Origin of the sequence: Streptomyces sp. NPDC048521, from assembly GCF_043199855.1 — a bacterium.
Classification (GTDB): domain Bacteria; phylum Actinomycetota; class Actinomycetes; order Streptomycetales; family Streptomycetaceae; genus Streptomyces.
This window is the reverse complement of sequence record NZ_JBICWR010000014.1, coordinates 158,217-176,187: the sequence shown is the minus strand read 5'-3', so window position 1 is coordinate 176,187 and position 17,971 is coordinate 158,217. Positions and strand designations below refer to the sequence as shown.

Sequence of the window (17,971 nt, the reverse complement as noted above, 5' to 3'; positions counted from 1 at the left end):
GCCGGCGCCCACCCGCCCGCGGCCGGCGCACGGCCCCGGCCGCCCCCGGTCCGCGGACCCCCGCAGCTGTTCCCGTCAGCCCGCGAACGCCGGTTGGGGCAGGCCCTCGCCCACGCCCGGCACCACCAGCAGCGCGCCCGCGGTGGGGTGCGGCGCCGACAGCCCCGTGCGGGCCGTCGTCACGTACAGGTCGCTCAGATCGGCGCCGCCGAACGCGCAGGCCGTCGTACGCGGCGTAGGCAAGGTGATCACCCGGTCCAGCTCACCGTCAGGCGTGTAGCGACGCACCGCTCCCCCGTCCCACAGTGCCACCCACACGCACCCGGCCGCGTCGACCGTGAGGCCGTCCGGGAAGCCCGCACCCTCCTCGATCTCGGTCAGCGGGCGGCGGTTGCGCACGCCGTCACCGTCGTGGTCGAAGACGTCCACGCGGCGCGTAGGGGTGTCGACGTAGTACATCAGGCGGCCGTCCGGACTCCAGCCGGTGCCGTTGCTGACCGTGACGTCGGGCAGGACCGCCCGTACGGTGCCGTCCCCGGCCACCCGGGACAGCGTGCCGCCGCCGGTGGCCTCGTCGTACCGCATCGTGCCCGCCCAGAGGGAGCCGTCCGGGGCCACCGCCGCGTCGTTCGCGCGGCGCCCCGCGACCGGTTCGCGGTGCAGCCAGCGGAAGGTGTCGTCGGGGTCCAGCAGACCGATCCCGTCCCGGAGGTTGAGCACGAGACCGCCGCCCGCACGCGGCTTGACCGCGCCGACGTGCTGCTCGGTCGCCCGCACCGTACGCCGGCCCGTCGCGGGGTCGTAGGTGTGGACGCGCATGCCCAGGATGTCGAGCCAGATCAGCCGCCCGGACGCCGGATCCCAGGTCGGGCCCTCGCCCAGCGTCGCCTCGGCCCGTACCGCGACCTCGTACGCCGTCATACCGCGCTCCGGTGGCCGAGGCGCTCCGACAACTCGGCGGCGCCCTTCGCGGCGAGCTGCTCCAGCTCGGCCCGGCGCTCCTCGCTCCAGCGGATCATGGGGACGGAGATGGACAGCGCGGCCACGACCTGGCCGGTGCGGTCGCGGACCGGCGCGGCCACGCAGGAGACGTCCGGGTTGGACTCGCGGTTCTCCACCGCGATGCCCCGCTGCCGGATCCCCGCCAGGGTCTCGCGCAGTGCGGCCGGGTCGGTGAGGCTGTTCGGGGTCATCGCGGTCAGCTCGGCGCCGTCCGGGATGCGCGCGGCCAGCTCCTGCTCCGGCAGCGAGGCCAGCAGCATCTTGCCGACGGAGGTGCAGTGGGCGGGCAGCCGGCGGCCGGCCGCCGAGACCATGCGCACGGCGTGCGTGGAGTCGACCTTGGCGATGTAGATGACGTCGGTGCCCTCGAGGATGGCCACGTGCACCGTCTCGTCGCACGTCTCGGCGACCGAGCGGGCCACCTGCTGGCCCTCCGCGGCGAGGTCGAGCTGCTCGGCGTAACGGCTGCCGAGCTGGTACGGGCGTACGCCGAGCCGGTAGCGTCCCGGCTGTCCGGGAACCTGCACGATGTACGAGCGTGCGGCGAGCGTGGTGACCAGTTCGTGCACGGTGGTGCGCGGCAGTTGCAGCTTGCGCACGATGTCGGGGGCGGAGAGCGTCCCGTCCCCGTCGAGGAACAGCTCAAGAATGTCGAGAGCCCGGGTCACGGCAGGCACGAGGCGTCCCACGTCCGGCCCCCTCCCTTGGGTCTAGGCGCCTGGCGAGACATCGGCATGCAAGATGTTCGAGATTTCAACAGGCGATCGGCATGACGAACACAGGCTAGTCATCGAGCGTTGCGCGGGCAATGGCCGGGACCACGCCGGTCGCACGGGCACCATGGGGGCATGCCACTCGACTTCCAGCTGGTGCTGCTGCGCCGCATGGCCGACCACAATCCGGGACTGGTCGAGGACGCCCGCCGTCGGCTCGGGGTGTCGATCGCGGACATGCGGGAGACCAACAAACGCTGGCAGGCCATGGTCCGTTCGCCGAGATCGCGGTCCGCCGCCGCCCGGTACCGCTCGGTCCTCGGCGAGCCGGAGTCCGTCGTCCCGCGCCGCCTCGGTGACGTCGGCTACGAGGCCCGGCGGTGGGCCCTGCCGCTCTGGCCGGACCTGCGCTTCGAGGTGCTGGTCGGGCCCGACGGGGCGGTGTGGAACGAGTGGCTGGTGCGGGCGCCGGACGCGCCGGCGCCCGCGCTGGCCACCCTGGACGACCTCATCCCCTGGTCCTGCACGGTGGACGAGGCCGCCCGCGCCTTCGCCCCGGCCCGCCCGCTGGAGGGCACGGCGCCCACCCGGTGGGGCCTCGCCTTCACCGCGCCCGACCGGGACGGCGTACGGCACGAGGTGGTCGCCGAGTTCACCTGGGGGCTGCTGCAACGGACGGCGGTCGTGCGGTAGAGCCGACGGGGGCTGCTGCAACGGAGCGCGATCGTGCGGTGGAGCCGACGAGGGCTGCTACAACGGACCGCGATCACAAGGTGGGCCGATGACAGCCGCCGCACCGGGCCGCGATCACAAGGTGAGCCGGTGGGGGCCGCCCCACCGGACGCGGTCGGCGCAGGAACGGCCGGGGCCGCCGCGCCGGGCGGCGACCGCCGTGGGCACCGCGCTCAGTCGTCGAAGGCCGTCGCCCGGGTCCGCTTCTCCCATGCCATGACGTCCTCGCGGACCTGGTCGAGGTGGCCCAGCACGGCGTTCACCCCGTCCTCGCCGAGCGGCAGCCGCAGCGGGGTGTGCTCCGCCTCCAGCGCGGCCAGGATCAGGGCCGCCGCCTTCGCCGGGTCGCCGGCCTGGGTGCCGTCGCCGTCGGCCACGAAGTCACGGGTCCGGCCCACCTTCGGGTACACCCCGCTGTCGGAGCTGACCCCGGCCCGGCCGGTGCCGAACAGCGAGGTCCGGAACGCGCCCGGCTCCACGATCAGCACCTTGATCCCGAACTCGGCCACCTCGTCCGCGAGCGCCTCGGAGATGCCCTCCAGCGCGAACTTGGTCCCGCTGTACGCCCCGAAGCCCGCGAAGGACATCTGCCCGCCCATGCTGCTCATCTGGACGATCGCACCCGAGCGCCGCTCCCGCAGGTGCGGCAGCACCGCCCGGACGAGGGCCGTGGGGCCGAAGACGTGCAGGTCGAACAGGTCCCGCAGCTCCTGGTCCGTGGTCTCCTCGACCGCTCCGACGTGCGTGCGGCCCGCGTTGTTGACCAGCACGTCGATCCGCCCGTGCCGGGCCAGCACATCCCGTACCGCCGCGTCGATCGCCGCCGTGTCGGTCACATCCAGACCCAGCGCCTCCACCTGGTCGGGGTGGGCCGCCACCAGGTCGTGAAGGGCTTCCGGACGCCGGGCCGCGCCGATCACCACGTCGCCGGCGGCCACGGCCGCCTCGGTGATCGCCCGCCCGAAGCCACTGCTCGCACCGGTCACCAGCCATACCTTGTTCACGGCAACTCCCCGTAACTCGTGCTCTTCCCCACACGTGCTCTTCCGCACGCGTGGTCTTCTGGATTCGCCGTCCGCCGAACTCGCCGGCCGACAGGACCAGCCTCCCGCCGCATGCCGTTGCCCGTCCAAGATCCGTGGTGATAACCAAGGGCTATGACGAGCGACGTCCACGCACGGGACCTGCGGTACTTCGTCGCGGTCGCGGAGGAACTGCACTTCACCCGCGCGGCCGAGCTGCTCTATGTGTCGCAGCCCGCGCTCAGCAAGCAGATCCGGGCGCTGGAGCGGCAGTTGGGTACGGAGCTGTTCCGGCGGGATCAGCACGGGGTGGCGTTGACGGCGGCCGGCGAGGCGCTGCTGCCGCACGCCCGGAAGGTGCTGGCCGCGTGGGAGGCGGGCGCGGCGGCGGTGGAGGCGGCCAAGGCGGTGCAGCGCAGCACGCTGGTCGTCGGCATGAGCACCAGCCCGGGCCGGGGCGGGCTGCTGCCCGCCATCCGCTCCCGCTTCACCGCCGCGCACCCCGAGGTCACCGTCCGGCTGCGCCAACTGAGCTGGGACGATCCGACCGCGGGGCTGGCGGACGGCGGCACGGACATCGCCTTCGTCTGGCTGCCACTGCCCGACGAGGAGCGCTACGGCTGGACGGTGGTCGCCGAGGAACCGCGCCTGCTCGCCCTGCCCGAGACGCATCCGCTCGCGGCCCGCGCCGAGATCGACTTCGCGGACCTGCTGGACGAACCGTTCCTGGCCCTGCCGGAGAGCGCGGGCGTGCTGCGCGACCACTGGCTGGCCGTGGACGCCCGGGCGGGCCGGCCGCCCCGGATCGGCGCGGAGATCGCGGGCGCGGAGGAGACGTACGAGGCGCTGGTCGCGGGCCTCGGCGTCTGCCTGGTCGCCGTCGGCAACGCCCCGCTGGTCAGCCTGGGCGGTGTCACCACCCGCCCGTTGCGGGGTGTCGGCCCCAGCCGGTACGTGCTGGCCTGGCGCCGCGAGGACGGCGGACGGCCCCTGGTACGGGCGTACGCCGAGGCCTGCCGGGCCACGGTGGGGGTCCGCTAGGGCCTGTCCGGCCATGCGCGCACATCGAACCATGAGGCCCGAAACATACGGATCACCAGCAGGCGGCTAGTGGCCTTCGGCCGCTGCCAGGATGGCTTGCGTCACGCGGGGCAGGGAGTCCGGGTGGAGCCACAGGAACAGGTTCGGCTCGACCAGTTCCAGTTCCATCAGGCGGGGTTCGCCGTCCTCGCCGTCGACGAGGTCCACGCGCGCGTACAGCAGCCCGGTTCCGCCCGGTACGGCCGCCAACGCCTTGTCGGTCACGGCGAGTTCCGCGTCCGTGGGCTGCCAGGGCTCCAGGTCGGGGTGGGCCACCTTGTCCGCGTCGTAGGGGGTGCCGGGCGCGAGGACGGCGCCCTTGCGGCTGGCGTGCAGCAGGCCGCCGCCGAAGAACTGCAGCGCGCGCTCCCCGCTGACGTCGATGCCCCGCACATAGGGCTGCACCATCGCGGTGAAGCCCTCCGCGTGCATCCGCGCGAGCTGCCGTAGCGCCGTGTCGTGCTCGGCGGGTGTGTAGCGGGCGGCGAACCGGGCGCCCGCGCCCGAGGTCGGCTTGATGACGTACTCGTGGTCGGCGGGCAGGTCGGCCGGCTCGCCCGGGGCCAGGTAGCGCGTGGGGACGGTGGGCACGCCGGCCGCCGCCAGTTCGCCCAGGTACCGCTTGTCGGTGTTCCAGCGCACCACCGGGGCCGGATTGGCGAGCCGGGTCAGCGCGCCGGCCCGCTCCACCCAGGCCGTGAACTCCTCGGCCCGCCAGCTGTAGTCCCAGGTGGAGCGGATGACGACGAGGTCGTAGCCGCCCCAGTCCGCGTCCGGGTCGTCCCAGTAGCGGGCCTCGGCCTCGGCGCCCGCGTCCGTGAGCGCCCGTACCAGTACCGGCAGGTCGGCGTCGCGGCCGGGTTCGGCTCCGGGGTCGTAGGTGGCGAGGGCGATGCGGGGCACGGCGGACTCCCTGTCGTACGACGGTTCGATCACCGGCGAGGCTAACAATCGGCGCGGGAACCGGGACAGGGCATTTGACCTTCACCTTCGGTGAAGCCCCAGCATCGGTGGCGGACGAGGAGGAGCGGGCGATGCACATCGAGTTCCTGACGATCGGGGCCTTCGCCAAGGCCAGCCGGCTGTCCCCGAAGGCGCTGAGGCTGTACGACGAGCTGGAGCTGCTGCGGCCCGCCCGGGTCGACCCCGGCACCGGCTACCGGTACTACGCCCGCACGCAGCTGCGGCAGGCCCGGCTCGTGGCCTGGCTGCGGCGGCTGGGCATGCCGCTCGCGCAGATCCGTGCGGTGTGTGCCCTGGACGCGGCGGACGCCGCGCGGGCGATCCGGGCGTACTGGGCGCGCGTCGAGGCGGAGACCGCCGTACGGCGGGACCTGGCCGCGTTCCTCGTCGACCAGCTGACCGGAGAGTCGAGAGGGGAACCCACCATGCTGGAACTGCGTCACTTCGCCCACTCCGACCGGGGGCAGGTCCGCCCGGTCAACCAGGACACGGTGTACGCGGGCCGCCGGCTGCTCGCCGTGGCCGACGGCTTCGGGCCCGCGGGGGCGCCCGCGAGCAGCGCCGCCGTGGAGGCGCTGCGGTACCTGGACGAGAGCGAGGAACTCGCCGAGGGCGGCGTGCTGCACCTGCTGGAGGACGCGGTGCGCTCCGCGGGTCACGCCGTACAGGATCTGGCGGGCGGCCGCCAGGAGGACGGCACCACGCTGACGGCGCTGCTGTGGACGGGGTCGCAGCTGGCCCTGGTCCACATCGGGGACTCGCGGGCGTATCTGCTGCGGGACGGGCAGCTGTCCCGGATCACCCAGGATCACCGGGTGGACATGCGGTCGCTCCTGCTGCTCAAGGCGCTGACCGGGGGAATGGACCCGGTGCCGGATCTGCGGCTGCAGGAGGCCCGGGAGGGGGACCGGTACCTGCTGTGTTCCGACGGTCTCACCGAGGTCGTGGACGACGAGCGGATCCGCGAGCTGCTGGCCGGGCAGCCGGGCCCCGAGGGCGCGGTCCGGGTCCTGGTCGACGCGGCGAACGCGGTGGGCGGCCCCGACAACGTGAGCTGTGTCGTCGCCGACGTCGTCCTGCCCACCCGGCCACCCGTGTCCGCCGTCGGATAGAAGGGACCGCATGGCGACTCACGGCACCGGCGCGTACACCGCGGACGACGGGCTCCCGCCCCTGGTACGGGACGCCCTGGCCGCCGCCCGCACCGCCGGCTTCCCCCACTCCTGCCGCCCCGAACAGGGGCGCCTGCTGCACGCGTTGGCGGGCGGGGCCCGGCTCCGGGTGGGGGAGACCGGGACCGGTTTCGGGGTGGGGCTCGCCTGGCTGGTGTCGGGGGCGGGCCCGGGCGTGCGGTTGTGCAGTGTGGAGCGGGATCCGGGGCGGGCGCGGGTGGCCGCCGGGGTCTTCGCCGACCGGCCCGACGTCAGCGTGCTGACCGGCGACTGGCGGCGGATCGAGGAGTACGCGCCCTTCGACCTGCTCGTCCTCGACGGGGGCGGGCAGGGCAAGGCGCCCGGGGACCCGCCCGCCGACGTCGAGCGGCTGCTCGTGCCGGGCGGGACGGTCGTCGTGGACGACTTCACCCCGGCGACCGGATGGCCGCCGCTGCACGAGGGCGAGGTCGACCGGGCCCGGCTGCACTGGCTGGAGCATCCCGCGCTGCGGGCGACCGAGCTGCGGCTCGCCCCCGACCTGAGCACAGTCGTCGGTACCAGGCTCCTGGTGTAGGAAGGGTGCTGTCGTCCCCGACAGCCGACCGTGTCGGCAGTAAGGAGTGCGCCACGTGTCCTCCCTCTTTCCCGCCCTGGCGGACGGTCCGGGCGAACGGATCGCCCTGCGGTTCGGTGAACGGTCGTCGACGTACGGCGCCCTCGCGGGGGCCGCCGGTGCGCTGGCCGCGCGGCTGCGGGGTGCCGGCCGGGTCGCGGTGTGGGCCACCCCGGAGCTGGAGACCGCCGTCGCCGTGACGGGCGCGCTGCTCGCCGGGGTGGCCGCGGTGCCGCTGAACCCCAAGTCGGGCGAGAAGGAACTGGCACACATCCTCTCCGACAGTGCGCCGTCCCTGGTCCTCGCCGCCCCCGGCACCGAACTGCCGCCCGTCTTCGACGGGTTGGAGCGGCTGGACGTGGACGCCTCCGCCACCGGCACCCTCCCCGAGGAGCGGTCCTCGGACGGCGACCCGGCGCTGATCGTCTACACCTCCGGCACCACCGGACCGCCCAAGGGCGCGGTGCTCCCGCGCAGGGCGCTCGCCACGACCCTGGACGCCCTCGCCGACGCCTGGCAGTGGACCGGGGAGGACGTGCTGGTGCACGGGCTGCCGCTGTTCCATGTGCACGGTCTCGTCCTGGGCACCCTCGGCCCGCTGCGGCGCGGCGGCTCCCTGCGGCACCTGGGGCGGTTCAGCCCCGAGGGTGTGGCACGGGAGCTGAACGGCGGCGCGACGATGCTGTTCGGAGTGCCGACGATGTATCACCGCATCGCCGAGGCGCTGCCGGGGAACCCGGAGCTGGCCGAGGCACTCGGCCGGGCCCGGCTGCTGGTCTCGGGCTCGGCCGCGCTGCCCGTGCACGACCACGAGCGGATCCTGGCCGCGACCGGGCGACGGGTGATCGAGCGGTACGGCATGACCGAGACGCTGATGAACACCAGTGTGCGGGCCGACGGGGAGGCCCGGGCCGGCACGGTCGGGGTGCCGCTGCCGGGCGTGGAACTGCGGCTGGTGGAGGAGGACGGCACCAAGATCGCCGGGTACGACGGGGAGAGCGTCGGCGAGATCCAGGTGCGCGGCCCGAACCTGTTCTCCGAGTACCTGAACCGGCCCGACGCCACGGCCGCCGCGTTCACCGAGGACGGCTGGTTCCGCACCGGGGACATGGCGGTGCGCGAGCCCGACGGGTACGTCCGTATCGTCGGGCGCAAGGCCACCGACCTGATCAAGAGCGGCGGATACAAGATCGGGGCGGGTGAGATCGAGAACGCGCTGCTGGAGCACCCGGGGGTGCGCGAGGCGGCGGTCACCGGGGAGCCGGACGAGGACCTGGGCGAGCGGATCGTGGCCTGGATCGTGCCGGCGGACACGCAGGCACCGCCCGCCGCGGAGGAGTTGGCGGACCATGTGGCGCGGCGGCTGGCCCCGCACAAGCGGCCGCGGGTCGTGCGCTACCTGGACGCGCTGCCCCGCAACGACATGGGGAAGATCATGAAGCGGGCCCTCGCCGATGTCTGAACGACGCTCCGCGCGGGCGGTCCTGGCGCTCCTGTCGGACACCGGGACCTTCACGGAGATTCCGTGCGCGCCGCGGGAGCCGACGCCGGACGGGCCCCTCGGCTGGCAGGGGTACGACGCCTCGCGCGCCCGTGCCGCCGAGCGCACCGGCGAGGAGGAGTCGGTCGTCTGCGGCACCGCGTGCGTCGACGGCACCCGCGCCGTGCTGACCGCCTTCGAGTTCGGCTTCCTGGGCGGCTCGCTGGGCGAGCGCACCGGTGACCGGCTGGTGGCGGCGTACACGTACGCCCGGGAACACCGGCTGCCGGTCGTGCCGTTGATCGCGACCGGGGGCAGCCGGATGCAGGAGGGCATGCTCGCGCTGACCCAGCTCCAGCGCGTGGCCCGCCAGTCGGCGCTCACCCGGGAGGCGGGTCTGCCGCAGATCGCGGTGGTGCGGGACCCGACGACCGGTGGCGGCTGGGCCACGCTCGGCGCGGGCGCGGACGTCGTCCTGGCCCTGCCGGGCGCCCAGGTGGGCTTCGCCGGCTCCCGGGTCCGCCCACCGGACGCCGACCCGGCCGCGTACACGGCGGAGGCCCAGCTGGCGGCGGGATCGGTGGACGCGGTGGTGACCCCGGCGGAGCTGAAGGGGGTGCTGGGGTCGTGGCTACGGCTGCTGTCCCGCGGGACGTCCGTGCGCCCCGGCAGTGCCTCCGGCACACCACCGATACCCACACGTCCCGGCACCACTCCCGACACCGCGCAGCCCACCACGCGGCCGGCCGGCGTTCCGGAGAACGCGCAAGATCCGACGACCACCACACGCTCGGCCGGACTTCCCACGGACGCGGAAGAACCGACGGCCCCCACACACCCCGCCGACCTCCCCCAGGGTGAGGAAGAGGCCGTGGTGTCCGGTGGGCGTGGGCGGCAGGTGGCGGCCGCTCCCGTTCCGGCCGCCCTCGGCAGCGCCGTTCTGCCCGTCACCGGATGGGATGCCGTCCGGCGTGCGCGGTCCCCGGAACGGCCCCGTGCCCAGGCCTACCTGGACGCCTACTTCACCTACCGCGTCGCCCTCAGCGGTGACCGGTGCGGCGGTGCCGACCCCGACGGCATGCTGTGCGGGTTCGGTGAGCGGGACGGCCGTACCGTGGCCTACGCGGCGCAGACCGGTACGGCGACCCGGCCCGCGGGGTACCGCACCGCGGCCCGGCTCATCCGGCTGGCGGACCGGCTCGGCGTCCCGGTGCTGACGGTGGTGGACACCCCGGGTGCCGCGAACGACGCGGAGGCGGAGCGGCAGGGCGCCGGCGCGGCGATCGCGGAGGTGTTCGGGGCGGTGGCCGCCGCCCGCGTCCCGGTCACCACGCTCGTCGTCGGCGAGGGCGGCTCCGGCGGGGCGCTCGCGCTGGCCGCGCCCGGCAACACCTGGGCCACGCCGGACAGTTACTTCTCGGTGATCGCCCCGGAACTCGCGGCGGCCATCCTCAAACGCCCGCCGGACGAGGTGGAGGCGACCGCCGGGCAGCTGCGGATCCGGCCGCAGGACCTGGTGGAGCTGGGGGTGGTCCGGGGCATCGTGGGCCACGCGGACCGCCCCCAGCCGTAGGTCACCTCACCGCCACCGCCCGGATGATCTCCTGGGTCACCGAGCCGCCCTTGTCGTCGTGGGCCGAGGCCCGCAGCGCGACGTGGGCGGCGGTGCGCGGCACGGTCAGCGTGCCGCGCCAGGAGGCGTTCCGGCCCTTCAGCGGGACGGGCCGCCAGGTGGCGCCGTCGTCGTACGACACCTCGAGCCGGCCGCCGCCGAGGGTGCCGGTGCCCGCCGCGTGGGCCACGTACGCGGCGCCGAGCGTGACCGGGACCCGCTGTCCGCCGCGCACCGCGCCGGCGAGGTCGGTGCCGACGTCGTAGGCGAGGTTGATCAGCGGCAGGTAGGTCCAGTGGTCCTCGGGGGTGGCCGCCGAGCGGAAGGTCCACTCGGTGTGGCCCCGGGTGGCGAGCTTCCAGCGGCCGGCGTCGAGGGCGGTGTCGGTGACGACCTGGTAGGTGTGCTCGTCGGCGGGCGCGTCCCACACATAGGCGGCGGAGCCGGTGCTTTTGTCGACCAGCGTGCCGTCCAGGTGGACGGCGGTGGTCTGGCTCATCCCGCTGTCCTCGCTCCACACGTCGCCGAAGCCGGTGTGGTCGGGCCCGGAGTCGCCCCAGCCGGGGGTGTTCAACTGAATCTGGTTCCCGGCGCGTTGCTGGCCCCAGCCGAGCCCGGTGCCCAGCCACGGGTGCCACACCGGCCGGAACCAGTTCAGCGCCGGCCGGGTGCCTCCGTCGTACCGGACGAGTCCGCTGCGTTCCTCCAGCGCGCCGTCGCCGGCCGTGACGGACTCGTGCCACAGCTGGCCGGGGCCGGTGGAGACGTAGTCGGTGCGCGCGGCGGGCAGGTCGACGCGCTCCTGGAAGCCGAGGCCGACCGGGAAGGCATCGGTGATCGAGTAGCGGAACTCGCCGCCGTTCAGCGGCTGCGCGGCGTGGAACTTGACATGCACGGCAGCGAGTTCGCGCCGCGAGGGGGCGAAGGTGAGGCGCCGGTCGGGGATCGCGCCCCGGTGGCCCTCGGAGAGGTCGTACACGTACGGGGAGTCGGCGGTGCCGGTCATGTCGACCCGGCCGGCCGCCCGCAGGCGTGCCGCGTCGGCCGTGTTCACCGTGGCGATCTGCAGGGGCCGGTCGGCGTTGTCGTCCTTGCCCCACCAGGCCATCAGCCGTCCGGGCTCGTCGTCCGTGACGAACAGTGCCCTGGCGCCCGCGTCCTGGGCGGCCCGGGCGAGCGCGGCCGGGTCGCCGCCTTCGGCGAGGCGGGCGAGCACCGCCTTGCCGGACACCCCGGTGACGGGCCCGTCACCGACGTCCACGAGCGGCAGGCGGCTGCGGCCCTCGATCAGGGTGCCGCCCGCCTGGACGGTCGCCTCGCCGATGCCCTCGACCTCCAGCATGGGCTTGGCCAGCCGCCACACGGTCCGGTACTCGAAGTCGCCGTGCGTGACCTGTCCGGTGGGGGCGGCGAAGACGCTGTCGTAGGTGAGGGGCACCTGCACCGCGCCGAACAGGTCGGCGCCGTTCGCCTTCCGGTCGTACTCCATGAGCAGCTGGTGGGTCTCGGTGCGCCGGTCCGTGACCGCGCTGACCTCGCGCAGTGTCCGGCCGTCCAGGGTGACGTCCTGGTCCCGGTCGAGGGTGATCTCGGGGGCGGCGAGGAAGCCGAGGCCGAGGGAGTCGGCGCCGTGGCTGCCGCGCACGTCGAGGAAGGAGGTGAGCGCGTAGGTGCCGGGCTTCAGGCGCAGTTCGAGGGTGCCGGAGTCGCCCACCCGGGCCGGCTGGGGGTCCTCGCCCTCGGCGAGCCGCTGGACGGCGAGGTCGGCGGCGGCGGGCGCGCCGGACCGGTCCTTGACGTGCACGGTGAGCGTGTACCGCTCGTCCTCCTTGACCAGCCCGAACACGGTGTGCGCGACCGTGTCGCCGGCCGGGTCGGTGGCCACGATCTGCCCGCTGGTCGCGCCGGCCGGCGCCTTGGCCGCGTCCCCGGTGACGGTGGTGGAGGCGGTGCCGTGGGCGGGGACCGTGAGGGACGTGTCGGCGAGGGTGGCGATGCCGTCCGGGGCGCCCCGCACGGACAGCTCCAACTCAACCGGCTCGTCGGTGGAGTTGGCGTAGGTGAGGGTCCGGGTGACGGGTTCGTCCGCGTCGTACGGCCAGCTGTGGAACCCGAGGTCGGCGCTGCCGGTGGCGGTGACCCGCGCGTGCACCGCGTCCGGGACGCTGAGCCGTCCCGCGCCCGATGTGTAGGCGGGGGCGTCCAGTTGCCCGGAGGTGGACATGAGGGCGTCCTTGAGCCGGGCGCCGGTCCAGTCGGGGTGTTCCTCGGCGAGCAGGGCCGCCACGCCGGCGACGTGCGGGGTCGCCATGGAGGTACCGCTCATGGAGGTGTAGGCACCGCTGCCGGGGACGAGCTGGGAGCGGGCGGCGAGGATGTCGACGCCGGGGGCCGAGAGGTCGGGCTTGAGGGCGTTGTCGCCGTAGCGGGGGCCGGCGCTGGTGAAGTAGGCCGCCTGGTCGGCGGCGTCCACCGCGCCCACGGTGAGGGCCAGGTCTGCGGCGCCGGGCGAGCCGATGGAAGAAGGGGCGCCGGTGTTTCCGGCGGCGACGACGAACAGCGCGCCGGTCTCCCGGGAGAGGGTGTTCACCGCCTGGGCCATCGGGTCGGTGCCGTCGCTGGGTTCGGTGGAGCCCAGGCTCATGGAGACGATCCTGGCGTGCACGTCCCGCGCCGCCCACTCCATCCCGGCGATGATCTGGGACTCGCTGCCCGAGCCCTGGTCGCTGAGCACCTTGCCGACGGCGAGCGTGGCGTCCGGCGCCACCCCCTTCTCCTTGCCGTCGGAGGCGGCTCCGCTGCCGCCGACCGTGGAGGTGACGTGGGTGCCGTGGCCGTTGCGGTCGGCGACCTCCTGCCCGTCGATGAAGCTCTGGGTCCGGCTCACCCGGCCCCGCAGGTCGGGGTGGCTCAGGTCCGCGCCGGTGTCGAGGACGGCGACCGTGACGCCCTTGCCGGTGAGCCCCGCCTCCCAGGCGGTCGGCGTACCGATCTGGGCGTTGCTCTCGGCCAGGTCCGCCGTCACCCGCCCGTCGAGCCAGACCTTGTCGATGCCGGAGCTCCGGGTGAAGGACCGCCAGAAGGCGCGCCCCCGGTCCGCCGCCACGGCCGCCCCGCGCAGGCTGGGCAGGCCGCGGGTCCGTTCGGCGCCGGCCGGGGTGGCGGCCCGCGCGTTCCTGCCGTAGGCCACGATCAGCGGCAGCGTGTCGGCCTGGGCGTCGGTGAGCCCCTGCCGGATCAGCCCGCTCATGTCGAACAGCCGCCGGTCCAGGGTTCCGGCCCGCAGGTACGGCAGTGCCTCGTCCGGTACGACGGTGAGGTCGCCGTTGCTCTGCTGCGTCCGCACGGCGCCGGCGGCCCCGCGGGGTCGCTGCACGGTGACCGTCCTGCGGCCCTGTCCGAGCTCGGTGACGGTCACCTTGTCGCCGGTGACGAGGGTGACGGTGGTGGGGGTGCCGGTGGTGCCCCGGGTGATGTGCGGGGGCGGCGTCTGCTGCCGCGCAACCGCGGGGGCCGTCGGTGACAGGGCGATCACAAGCCCCGTCGCGAGCAGCGCCGCCCCGCGGCCGGCTGGTCCTCTGGTCATCCACGCCTCTTCTCGTGTCGAGCGCGTCGAGTGCTGGGACGAGTGTCATGTGCCGTCTGCGACAGGGGGGTTGGGCGTGGGTGGCGGAAAGGTGTCCTGGCGGCTTTCCGCCAACGGCCGGGCGGCGCGGGTGCGGAAGCGGGGACAGGCCTGCTTGCCGTCCGTAACAAAGGACTTGGTCGTGGGCGAGGAGAACGGGGGCGGACGACGTCATGAACAAACTGATGGAGTTCACCACGGAGGACGGCGCCGTGGTCGTGGTGGAGGCCACGGACGGCGCGGGCGGCACCCGGCTCGTCGGCCGCGGCGAGGGCGGCCCGGCGGCCCAGGCCGCCCGCACCCTCGAGGGCACCCTGGACGGCGTCCGCTCGGCGGCCCAGTCCGCGCTGCGCGTCTTCCGCGACGGCAGTCTGCGCCCCGACTCCGTGGAGCTGGAATTCGGTGTGAAGCTGACCGCGGTCCGCCGACCGGCTCGCCGAGCTGCTGAACAGGCCCGCGGGAGTCGGGTACATCTGGCTGGACGGTGCCGACCTCACGATCGCGGGTGCCTCCGTGCTGCACAGCCGGACGCTGCAGCCGCTCCTGGACGCCGCGCGCGCCCTGTGACGTGTTCGGGTGTGCGCGCCTGTCGAGCACGGCACCGGCGCCGCAGTCCAGCACCTCGCGGTGAGCCGCGGTGGAAAACCCCCATTCAGCGGCGCCCCGCCCGGCCCCCTCCAGAAGGCGCCCGCCCCCGCGCGCCCCGCAGGATGTGGGCAAGAGGCCCGCCGACCGGCCGGGCGCCCAAGGCCCCGCGCACTCGGGAGGTTCCGCCGTGACCGTCAGTCTGGAGCAGTTGCGCCGCTGCCACTTCGCCGTCGACCTGGGTGCGGCCCGCACCCGGATCTATGTGAAGGGCGCCGGTCTCGTCGTCGACCAGCCCTCGGTGGCGGCCGTCAACACCCGTACCGGCGCGCTCATCGCGGTGGGCGAGTTCGCGGAGAAGATGACGGGGCGGACGCCGAGCTACATCAGGGTCGTACGGCCCATCTCCGGTGGCACGGTGGTCGACATCGAGATGGCCCAGCGCATGCTGCGGCAGCTGCTCGGCGACAAGATGCGCCGTGCCCTGCGCCGCAAGCCCCGGTTGCGCGCGGCGGCCTGCACCCCGCACAACGCCGATCCGCTGGCCCAGCGGGCGACGATCGAGACGCTGGTCGGGCTCGGGGCGCGCAGGGTCGAGCTGGTGGACACGCTGATCGCGGCCGCGGTGGGCTGCGGGCTGCCCGTGGAGCGCCCCGAAGCCACCATGATCATGGTGTGCGGGGCGGCGGCCACCCAGGTCGCGGTGCTCTCGCTCGGGTCCATCGTCACCGCCGAGCGGATGCCGGTGGGCGGTGAGGCCGTGGACCACGCGATCGTGCAGCTCCTGCGGCACGAGCACGAGCTGATGCTGCCCAGCCAGTCGGTACGGCCGCTGCAGCTGGCCCTCTCCGGCAACGGGCTCACCCCGCACGGGCCGCTCTCGACCGAGATCCACGGGCTGGACGTGTCCACGGGGCTCGCCCGCAGCGTGCGGGTCGACACCGCCGCCGTACGCAATGCCATCCAGACCCCGCTGACGTCGGTCCTGGACGGGATCGGCAAGGTGCTGCGCGACTGCCCGCCCGACCTGGTGGCCGACCTCGCCGACCGCGGGCTGATGATGGTGGGCGGTTCCGCGCTGCTGCCCGGGTTCGACCAGATGCTGCGGCAGGCCACCGGAATGCCGGTGCACATCGCCGAGCGGCCGGACATCTGCGCGGCCCAGGGCCTGGGCGACATGTTGGAGGGCCGGATCCAGCCACTGGCGCTGAACCCCCTGGCCGCCTGAACGGCACCGGTCGGGCCGCGTCCGTCCTCGGCGTCCGTGCGGGCCGCGGGCGTGTGGCGGGCACCGCCGCGCGGCTCGGCGAGCGGAGGTCGCGCGCCCTGCCCGACGTGGCCCGCCGCGCGGGGCCGCCGCCGCGGGTGGCCCGTACCACCCGCGCTCCCGACCGCTACGGGGTGCCCGGCCGTACCGCGCCGGGTGGGAGCGGGAGGTGCGGCATGCGCCGCCTCACCGCGCCAGGTAGCAGCGGATCGTCGTCCCGTCCGGTCCGGTGTGCGTCCGCACGAGGTCCGACAGCAGGTTGACCAGTAGCAGGCCGCGTCCGCCGCGCTGGTCGCGGGAGGCGGGCAGGCGGCCGGCGAGCGGGTCGATGAGACGGCCCTTGTCGCGGACCTCGCACAGCACGTGCCCGTCCTCGGGCCATACCGTGAGCGCGCCCGTGCCGCCGCCGTGGAGGACGCTGTTGGTGGTCAGCTCGGCGGTGATCAGGGCCAGGTTCTCCAGGGCCAGCCCGGCCAGACCCAGCCGGGCGCCGTGATCGGTGGCCAGGTGCCGCACGACGGAGAGCGCGTCCTCGTCGAAGGTGACGGAGAGGACGTCCACAAGGGCGTCGGGGGCGGGCGGCAGCGGCTCGTTGTAGCGGGCGACCACGCCGTCGGGGTCGTAGGCCTCGCTGAGCCGCTCCGCGCCCGCGCCGGCCGGGATGACGACCGGGTGGGTGGCATGGGCGTCGGCGAGCGCCCGCTCGTCCAGCCGGGCGGTGTCGTACGGACACAGGATGCTGACCTCGCGGCCCTGGAACGCGGCGTTGATCAGCGCCTCGTGCTGGGCGCAGGCCGGGTACTCGGCCGGGCTGCGGCCCGCCCAGATCGGCTCGCCGATGATCCACACCCGGCGGCCGGGCGGTTGCGCGTCGGCGAAGGCGCGCAGCACGCCGGGGATGATGCGGCCGGGGTTGCGTCCCGCCTCCCGCATGTCCAGGAACCGTACGGCGTCGCCGTCGGAGCCCAGCTCGTCCTGGATGAGCCGCAGGTTCTCTCCGGGGACGGCGATCGCGACGGGTTCGCCGGCCGCGAGACCCTCCCGTACGAAGGGGACGGTGCCGGCCAGGTACTCCTGTGGGTCCGCGTAGAAGAGAGCCGGATGAACGAAGGGCTCGGCTGTCGTGGTCATGACGTCGACACCTCGATCGCCGGAAGTCCGGGCCACAGGATCTCCAGTATGCGCGGCAGCCCCGGCGGCGGGCGGTACAGCACCAGGCGTCGCCGGTCGCCGAGGCGCCGGGCGGCGTCCGCGAGCGCGCCGGCGCCCGCGACGTCGACGAAGGTCAGCGCGGAAAGTTCCAAGTAGTACACATCCTCGCCCTCGCGAACGGCCCGCTCCAGCGCACGTTCCCAGATACCGCGCGTGGGCAGGCTCACCTCGCCCGCCGCCCGGATACCGGTCCGCCCGCTCAGCGGGTACACGTCGAGCCGCGGCACCGCGGGCATCGGCACGGCACCGGCCCGTAGGGGCCGCACCGGCTCAGGTCCGCTCACGCCTTCTCCCAGCTGCACAGGAACACGAGTGCCCAGTATGCGCCTCGACTCCCCCGCGCCGGACGCGATCCGGGAGGAACGGGATGTACTCCGGAACGCAAGGGCGGGCGAACAGTGCGGTGATCCGAGGACCGGACAGGACGCAGACATGGGCTCAGCGGCACGCGCACCGCACGGCGGACGGCCGGACACGCCGGTCGTGGACGGCCGGGCGGACGGGGACCGGTCCCTCCCGCGGGCCCGGGGCCAGCTGGTCCTCGGTCGTGCGGGCACTCCGGCCGGGACCCTGGACCCGTTGCGCGCGGCCCGCCGCCTCCGCCACCCGCACCGCCTCCGTGGTGTCCCGGGAGCGCGCCGGGCAACGGGAGGTGTCGCGCCCGGAGATCGAACGGCTCCGCCACGCCATCGACTCGCGCCCGGTCATCGACCGGGCCCGCGGCATCCTGACGCGCACCACGGCAGCGGCGGTCAGTACGGCAGGATGCGTCCCGAGGGGGTCCTGCGGTCGATCTCCTGCCCGCGCGGGGCGGCTGGGCGCCGGCTGACACGCACCCGGATCCGACGGTCCATGACGCCCTCCTCCTGCCGGTACGGCCCGGCGGTGGACGCCGGTAGGAGGTGCGTGCC

At 74.5% G+C, this 17,971-nt stretch carries 14 protein-coding genes and 1 pseudogene; 8 read left to right on the top strand and 7 right to left on the bottom strand.

Translation table 11 applies throughout. The features are described 5' to 3' along the window. Positions 1–75: 75 nt before the first annotated feature. Both ACGFRF_RS29235 and ACGFRF_RS29230 read right to left on the bottom strand, forming a co-directional pair. Positions 76–921 (bottom strand): SMP-30/gluconolactonase/LRE family protein, encoded by an 846-nt coding sequence (locus ACGFRF_RS29235; protein ID WP_393744937.1) that lies wholly within the window; start codon positions 919–921, stop codon positions 76–78. Continuing rightward, complete coding sequence (locus ACGFRF_RS29230; protein ID WP_393744935.1) at positions 918–1,691, bottom strand: IclR family transcriptional regulator; 774 nt, start codon at positions 1,689–1,691, stop codon at positions 918–920. The genes ACGFRF_RS29235 and ACGFRF_RS29230 overlap by 4 nt, the downstream gene beginning before the upstream one ends. A gap of 159 nt (positions 1,692–1,850) precedes the next feature. Here ACGFRF_RS29230 and ACGFRF_RS29225 point away from each other — a divergent pair, with 159 nt between their 5' ends. Then, on the top strand, positions 1,851–2,408 hold the full coding sequence (locus tag ACGFRF_RS29225) for a hypothetical protein (RefSeq protein WP_393744933.1): 558 nt from the start codon (positions 1,851–1,853) through the stop codon (positions 2,406–2,408). Positions 2,409–2,620: 212 nt separating this feature from the next. Here ACGFRF_RS29225 and ACGFRF_RS29220 read toward each other — a convergent pair whose 3' ends face one another. After that, positions 2,621–3,451 carry an oxidoreductase gene (locus tag ACGFRF_RS29220; protein WP_393744931.1) on the bottom strand — a complete coding sequence of 277 codons (831 nt, stop codon included), beginning with the start codon at positions 3,449–3,451 and terminating at the stop codon, positions 2,621–2,623. Between the two features lie 153 nt (positions 3,452–3,604). Between ACGFRF_RS29220 and ACGFRF_RS29215 the strand changes: the two genes are divergently transcribed. Continuing rightward, positions 3,605–4,510, top strand: coding sequence for a LysR family transcriptional regulator (locus ACGFRF_RS29215; protein ID WP_393744929.1), 906 nt, complete (start codon positions 3,605–3,607; stop codon positions 4,508–4,510). A gap of 66 nt (positions 4,511–4,576) precedes the next feature. On the opposite strand, the gene ACGFRF_RS29210 is transcribed toward ACGFRF_RS29215, so the two are convergent. Further along, complete coding sequence (locus ACGFRF_RS29210) at positions 4,577–5,452, bottom strand: RimK family alpha-L-glutamate ligase (protein ID WP_393745130.1); 876 nt, start codon at positions 5,450–5,452, stop codon at positions 4,577–4,579. 137 nt (positions 5,453–5,589) lie between these two features. On the opposite strand from ACGFRF_RS29210, the gene ACGFRF_RS29205 reads away from it, so the two are divergent. The 4 genes from ACGFRF_RS29205 to ACGFRF_RS29190 are packed head-to-tail and all read left to right on the top strand — an operon-like array spanning position 5,590 to position 10,332. Then, positions 5,590–6,624 (top strand): MerR family transcriptional regulator, encoded by a 1,035-nt coding sequence (locus tag ACGFRF_RS29205; RefSeq protein ID WP_393745128.1) that lies wholly within the window; start codon positions 5,590–5,592, stop codon positions 6,622–6,624. A gap of 10 nt (positions 6,625–6,634) precedes the next feature. Further along, positions 6,635–7,240, top strand: coding sequence for an O-methyltransferase (locus ACGFRF_RS29200; RefSeq protein ID WP_393744927.1), 606 nt, complete (start codon positions 6,635–6,637; stop codon positions 7,238–7,240). A gap of 55 nt (positions 7,241–7,295) precedes the next feature. Further along, the gene (locus tag ACGFRF_RS29195; RefSeq protein ID WP_393744925.1) at positions 7,296–8,741 is read left to right on the top strand and encodes an acyl-CoA synthetase; all 1,446 of its coding nucleotides are present in this window, start codon (positions 7,296–7,298) and stop codon (positions 8,739–8,741) included. Continuing rightward, positions 8,734–10,332, top strand: coding sequence for a carboxyl transferase domain-containing protein (locus tag ACGFRF_RS29190; RefSeq protein ID WP_393744923.1), 1,599 nt, complete (start codon positions 8,734–8,736; stop codon positions 10,330–10,332). Before ACGFRF_RS29195 ends, ACGFRF_RS29190 begins: the two co-directional genes overlap by 8 nt. Position 10,333: 1 nt before the next feature. Here the strand turns inward: ACGFRF_RS29190 and ACGFRF_RS29185 are convergent, their stop codons facing one another. Then, positions 10,334–13,957: a S8 family serine peptidase gene (locus tag ACGFRF_RS29185; protein WP_393744921.1), complete on the bottom strand. Its 3,624-nt coding sequence runs from the start codon at positions 13,955–13,957 to the stop codon at positions 10,334–10,336. Between the two features lie 212 nt (positions 13,958–14,169). Here ACGFRF_RS29185 and ACGFRF_RS29180 point away from each other — a divergent pair. Together ACGFRF_RS29180 and ACGFRF_RS29175 are read left to right on the top strand one after the other, a co-directional pair. Then, a pseudogene (locus ACGFRF_RS29180) lies at positions 14,170–14,415 on the top strand (CU044_2847 family protein); the annotation flags it as partial. A gap of 356 nt (positions 14,416–14,771) precedes the next feature. Next, the gene (locus ACGFRF_RS29175) at positions 14,772–15,809 is read left to right on the top strand and encodes a rod shape-determining protein (protein WP_393744919.1); all 1,038 of its coding nucleotides are present in this window, start codon (positions 14,772–14,774) and stop codon (positions 15,807–15,809) included. A gap of 225 nt (positions 15,810–16,034) precedes the next feature. Here the strand turns inward: ACGFRF_RS29175 and ACGFRF_RS29170 are convergent, their stop codons facing one another. Both ACGFRF_RS29170 and ACGFRF_RS29165 read right to left on the bottom strand, forming a co-directional pair. Next, positions 16,035–16,979, bottom strand: coding sequence for an anti-sigma factor RsbA family regulatory protein (locus tag ACGFRF_RS29170; RefSeq protein ID WP_393744917.1), 945 nt, complete (start codon positions 16,977–16,979; stop codon positions 16,035–16,037). Next, on the bottom strand, positions 16,976–17,296 hold the full coding sequence (locus ACGFRF_RS29165; RefSeq protein ID WP_393745126.1) for an STAS domain-containing protein: 321 nt from the start codon (positions 17,294–17,296) through the stop codon (positions 16,976–16,978). The genes ACGFRF_RS29170 and ACGFRF_RS29165 overlap by 4 nt, the downstream gene beginning before the upstream one ends. Between the last annotated feature and the right edge of the window lie 675 nt (positions 17,297–17,971).

What these genes read in the sequence shown, in the direction of transcription:
- ACGFRF_RS29235 (WP_393744937.1), bottom strand. Translation starts at nt 921, where the DNA reads ATGACGGCGTACGAGGTCGCGGTACGGGCCGAGGCGACGCTGGGCGAG.
- ACGFRF_RS29225 (WP_393744933.1), top strand. Translation starts at nt 1,851, where the DNA reads ATGCCACTCGACTTCCAGCTGGTGCTGCTGCGCCGCATGGCCGACCAC.
- ACGFRF_RS29215 (WP_393744929.1), top strand. Translation starts at nt 3,605, where the DNA reads ATGACGAGCGACGTCCACGCACGGGACCTGCGGTACTTCGTCGCGGTC.
- ACGFRF_RS29200 (WP_393744927.1), top strand. Translation starts at nt 6,635, where the DNA reads ATGGCGACTCACGGCACCGGCGCGTACACCGCGGACGACGGGCTCCCG.
- ACGFRF_RS29190 (WP_393744923.1), top strand. Translation starts at nt 8,734, where the DNA reads ATGTCTGAACGACGCTCCGCGCGGGCGGTCCTGGCGCTCCTGTCGGAC.
- ACGFRF_RS29185 (WP_393744921.1), bottom strand. Translation starts at nt 13,957, where the DNA reads ATGACCAGAGGACCAGCCGGCCGCGGGGCGGCGCTGCTCGCGACGGGG.
- ACGFRF_RS29170 (WP_393744917.1), bottom strand. Translation starts at nt 16,979, where the DNA reads ATGACCACGACAGCCGAGCCCTTCGTTCATCCGGCTCTCTTCTACGCG.
- ACGFRF_RS29165 (WP_393745126.1), bottom strand. Translation starts at nt 17,296, where the DNA reads ATGCCCGCGGTGCCGCGGCTCGACGTGTACCCGCTGAGCGGGCGGACC.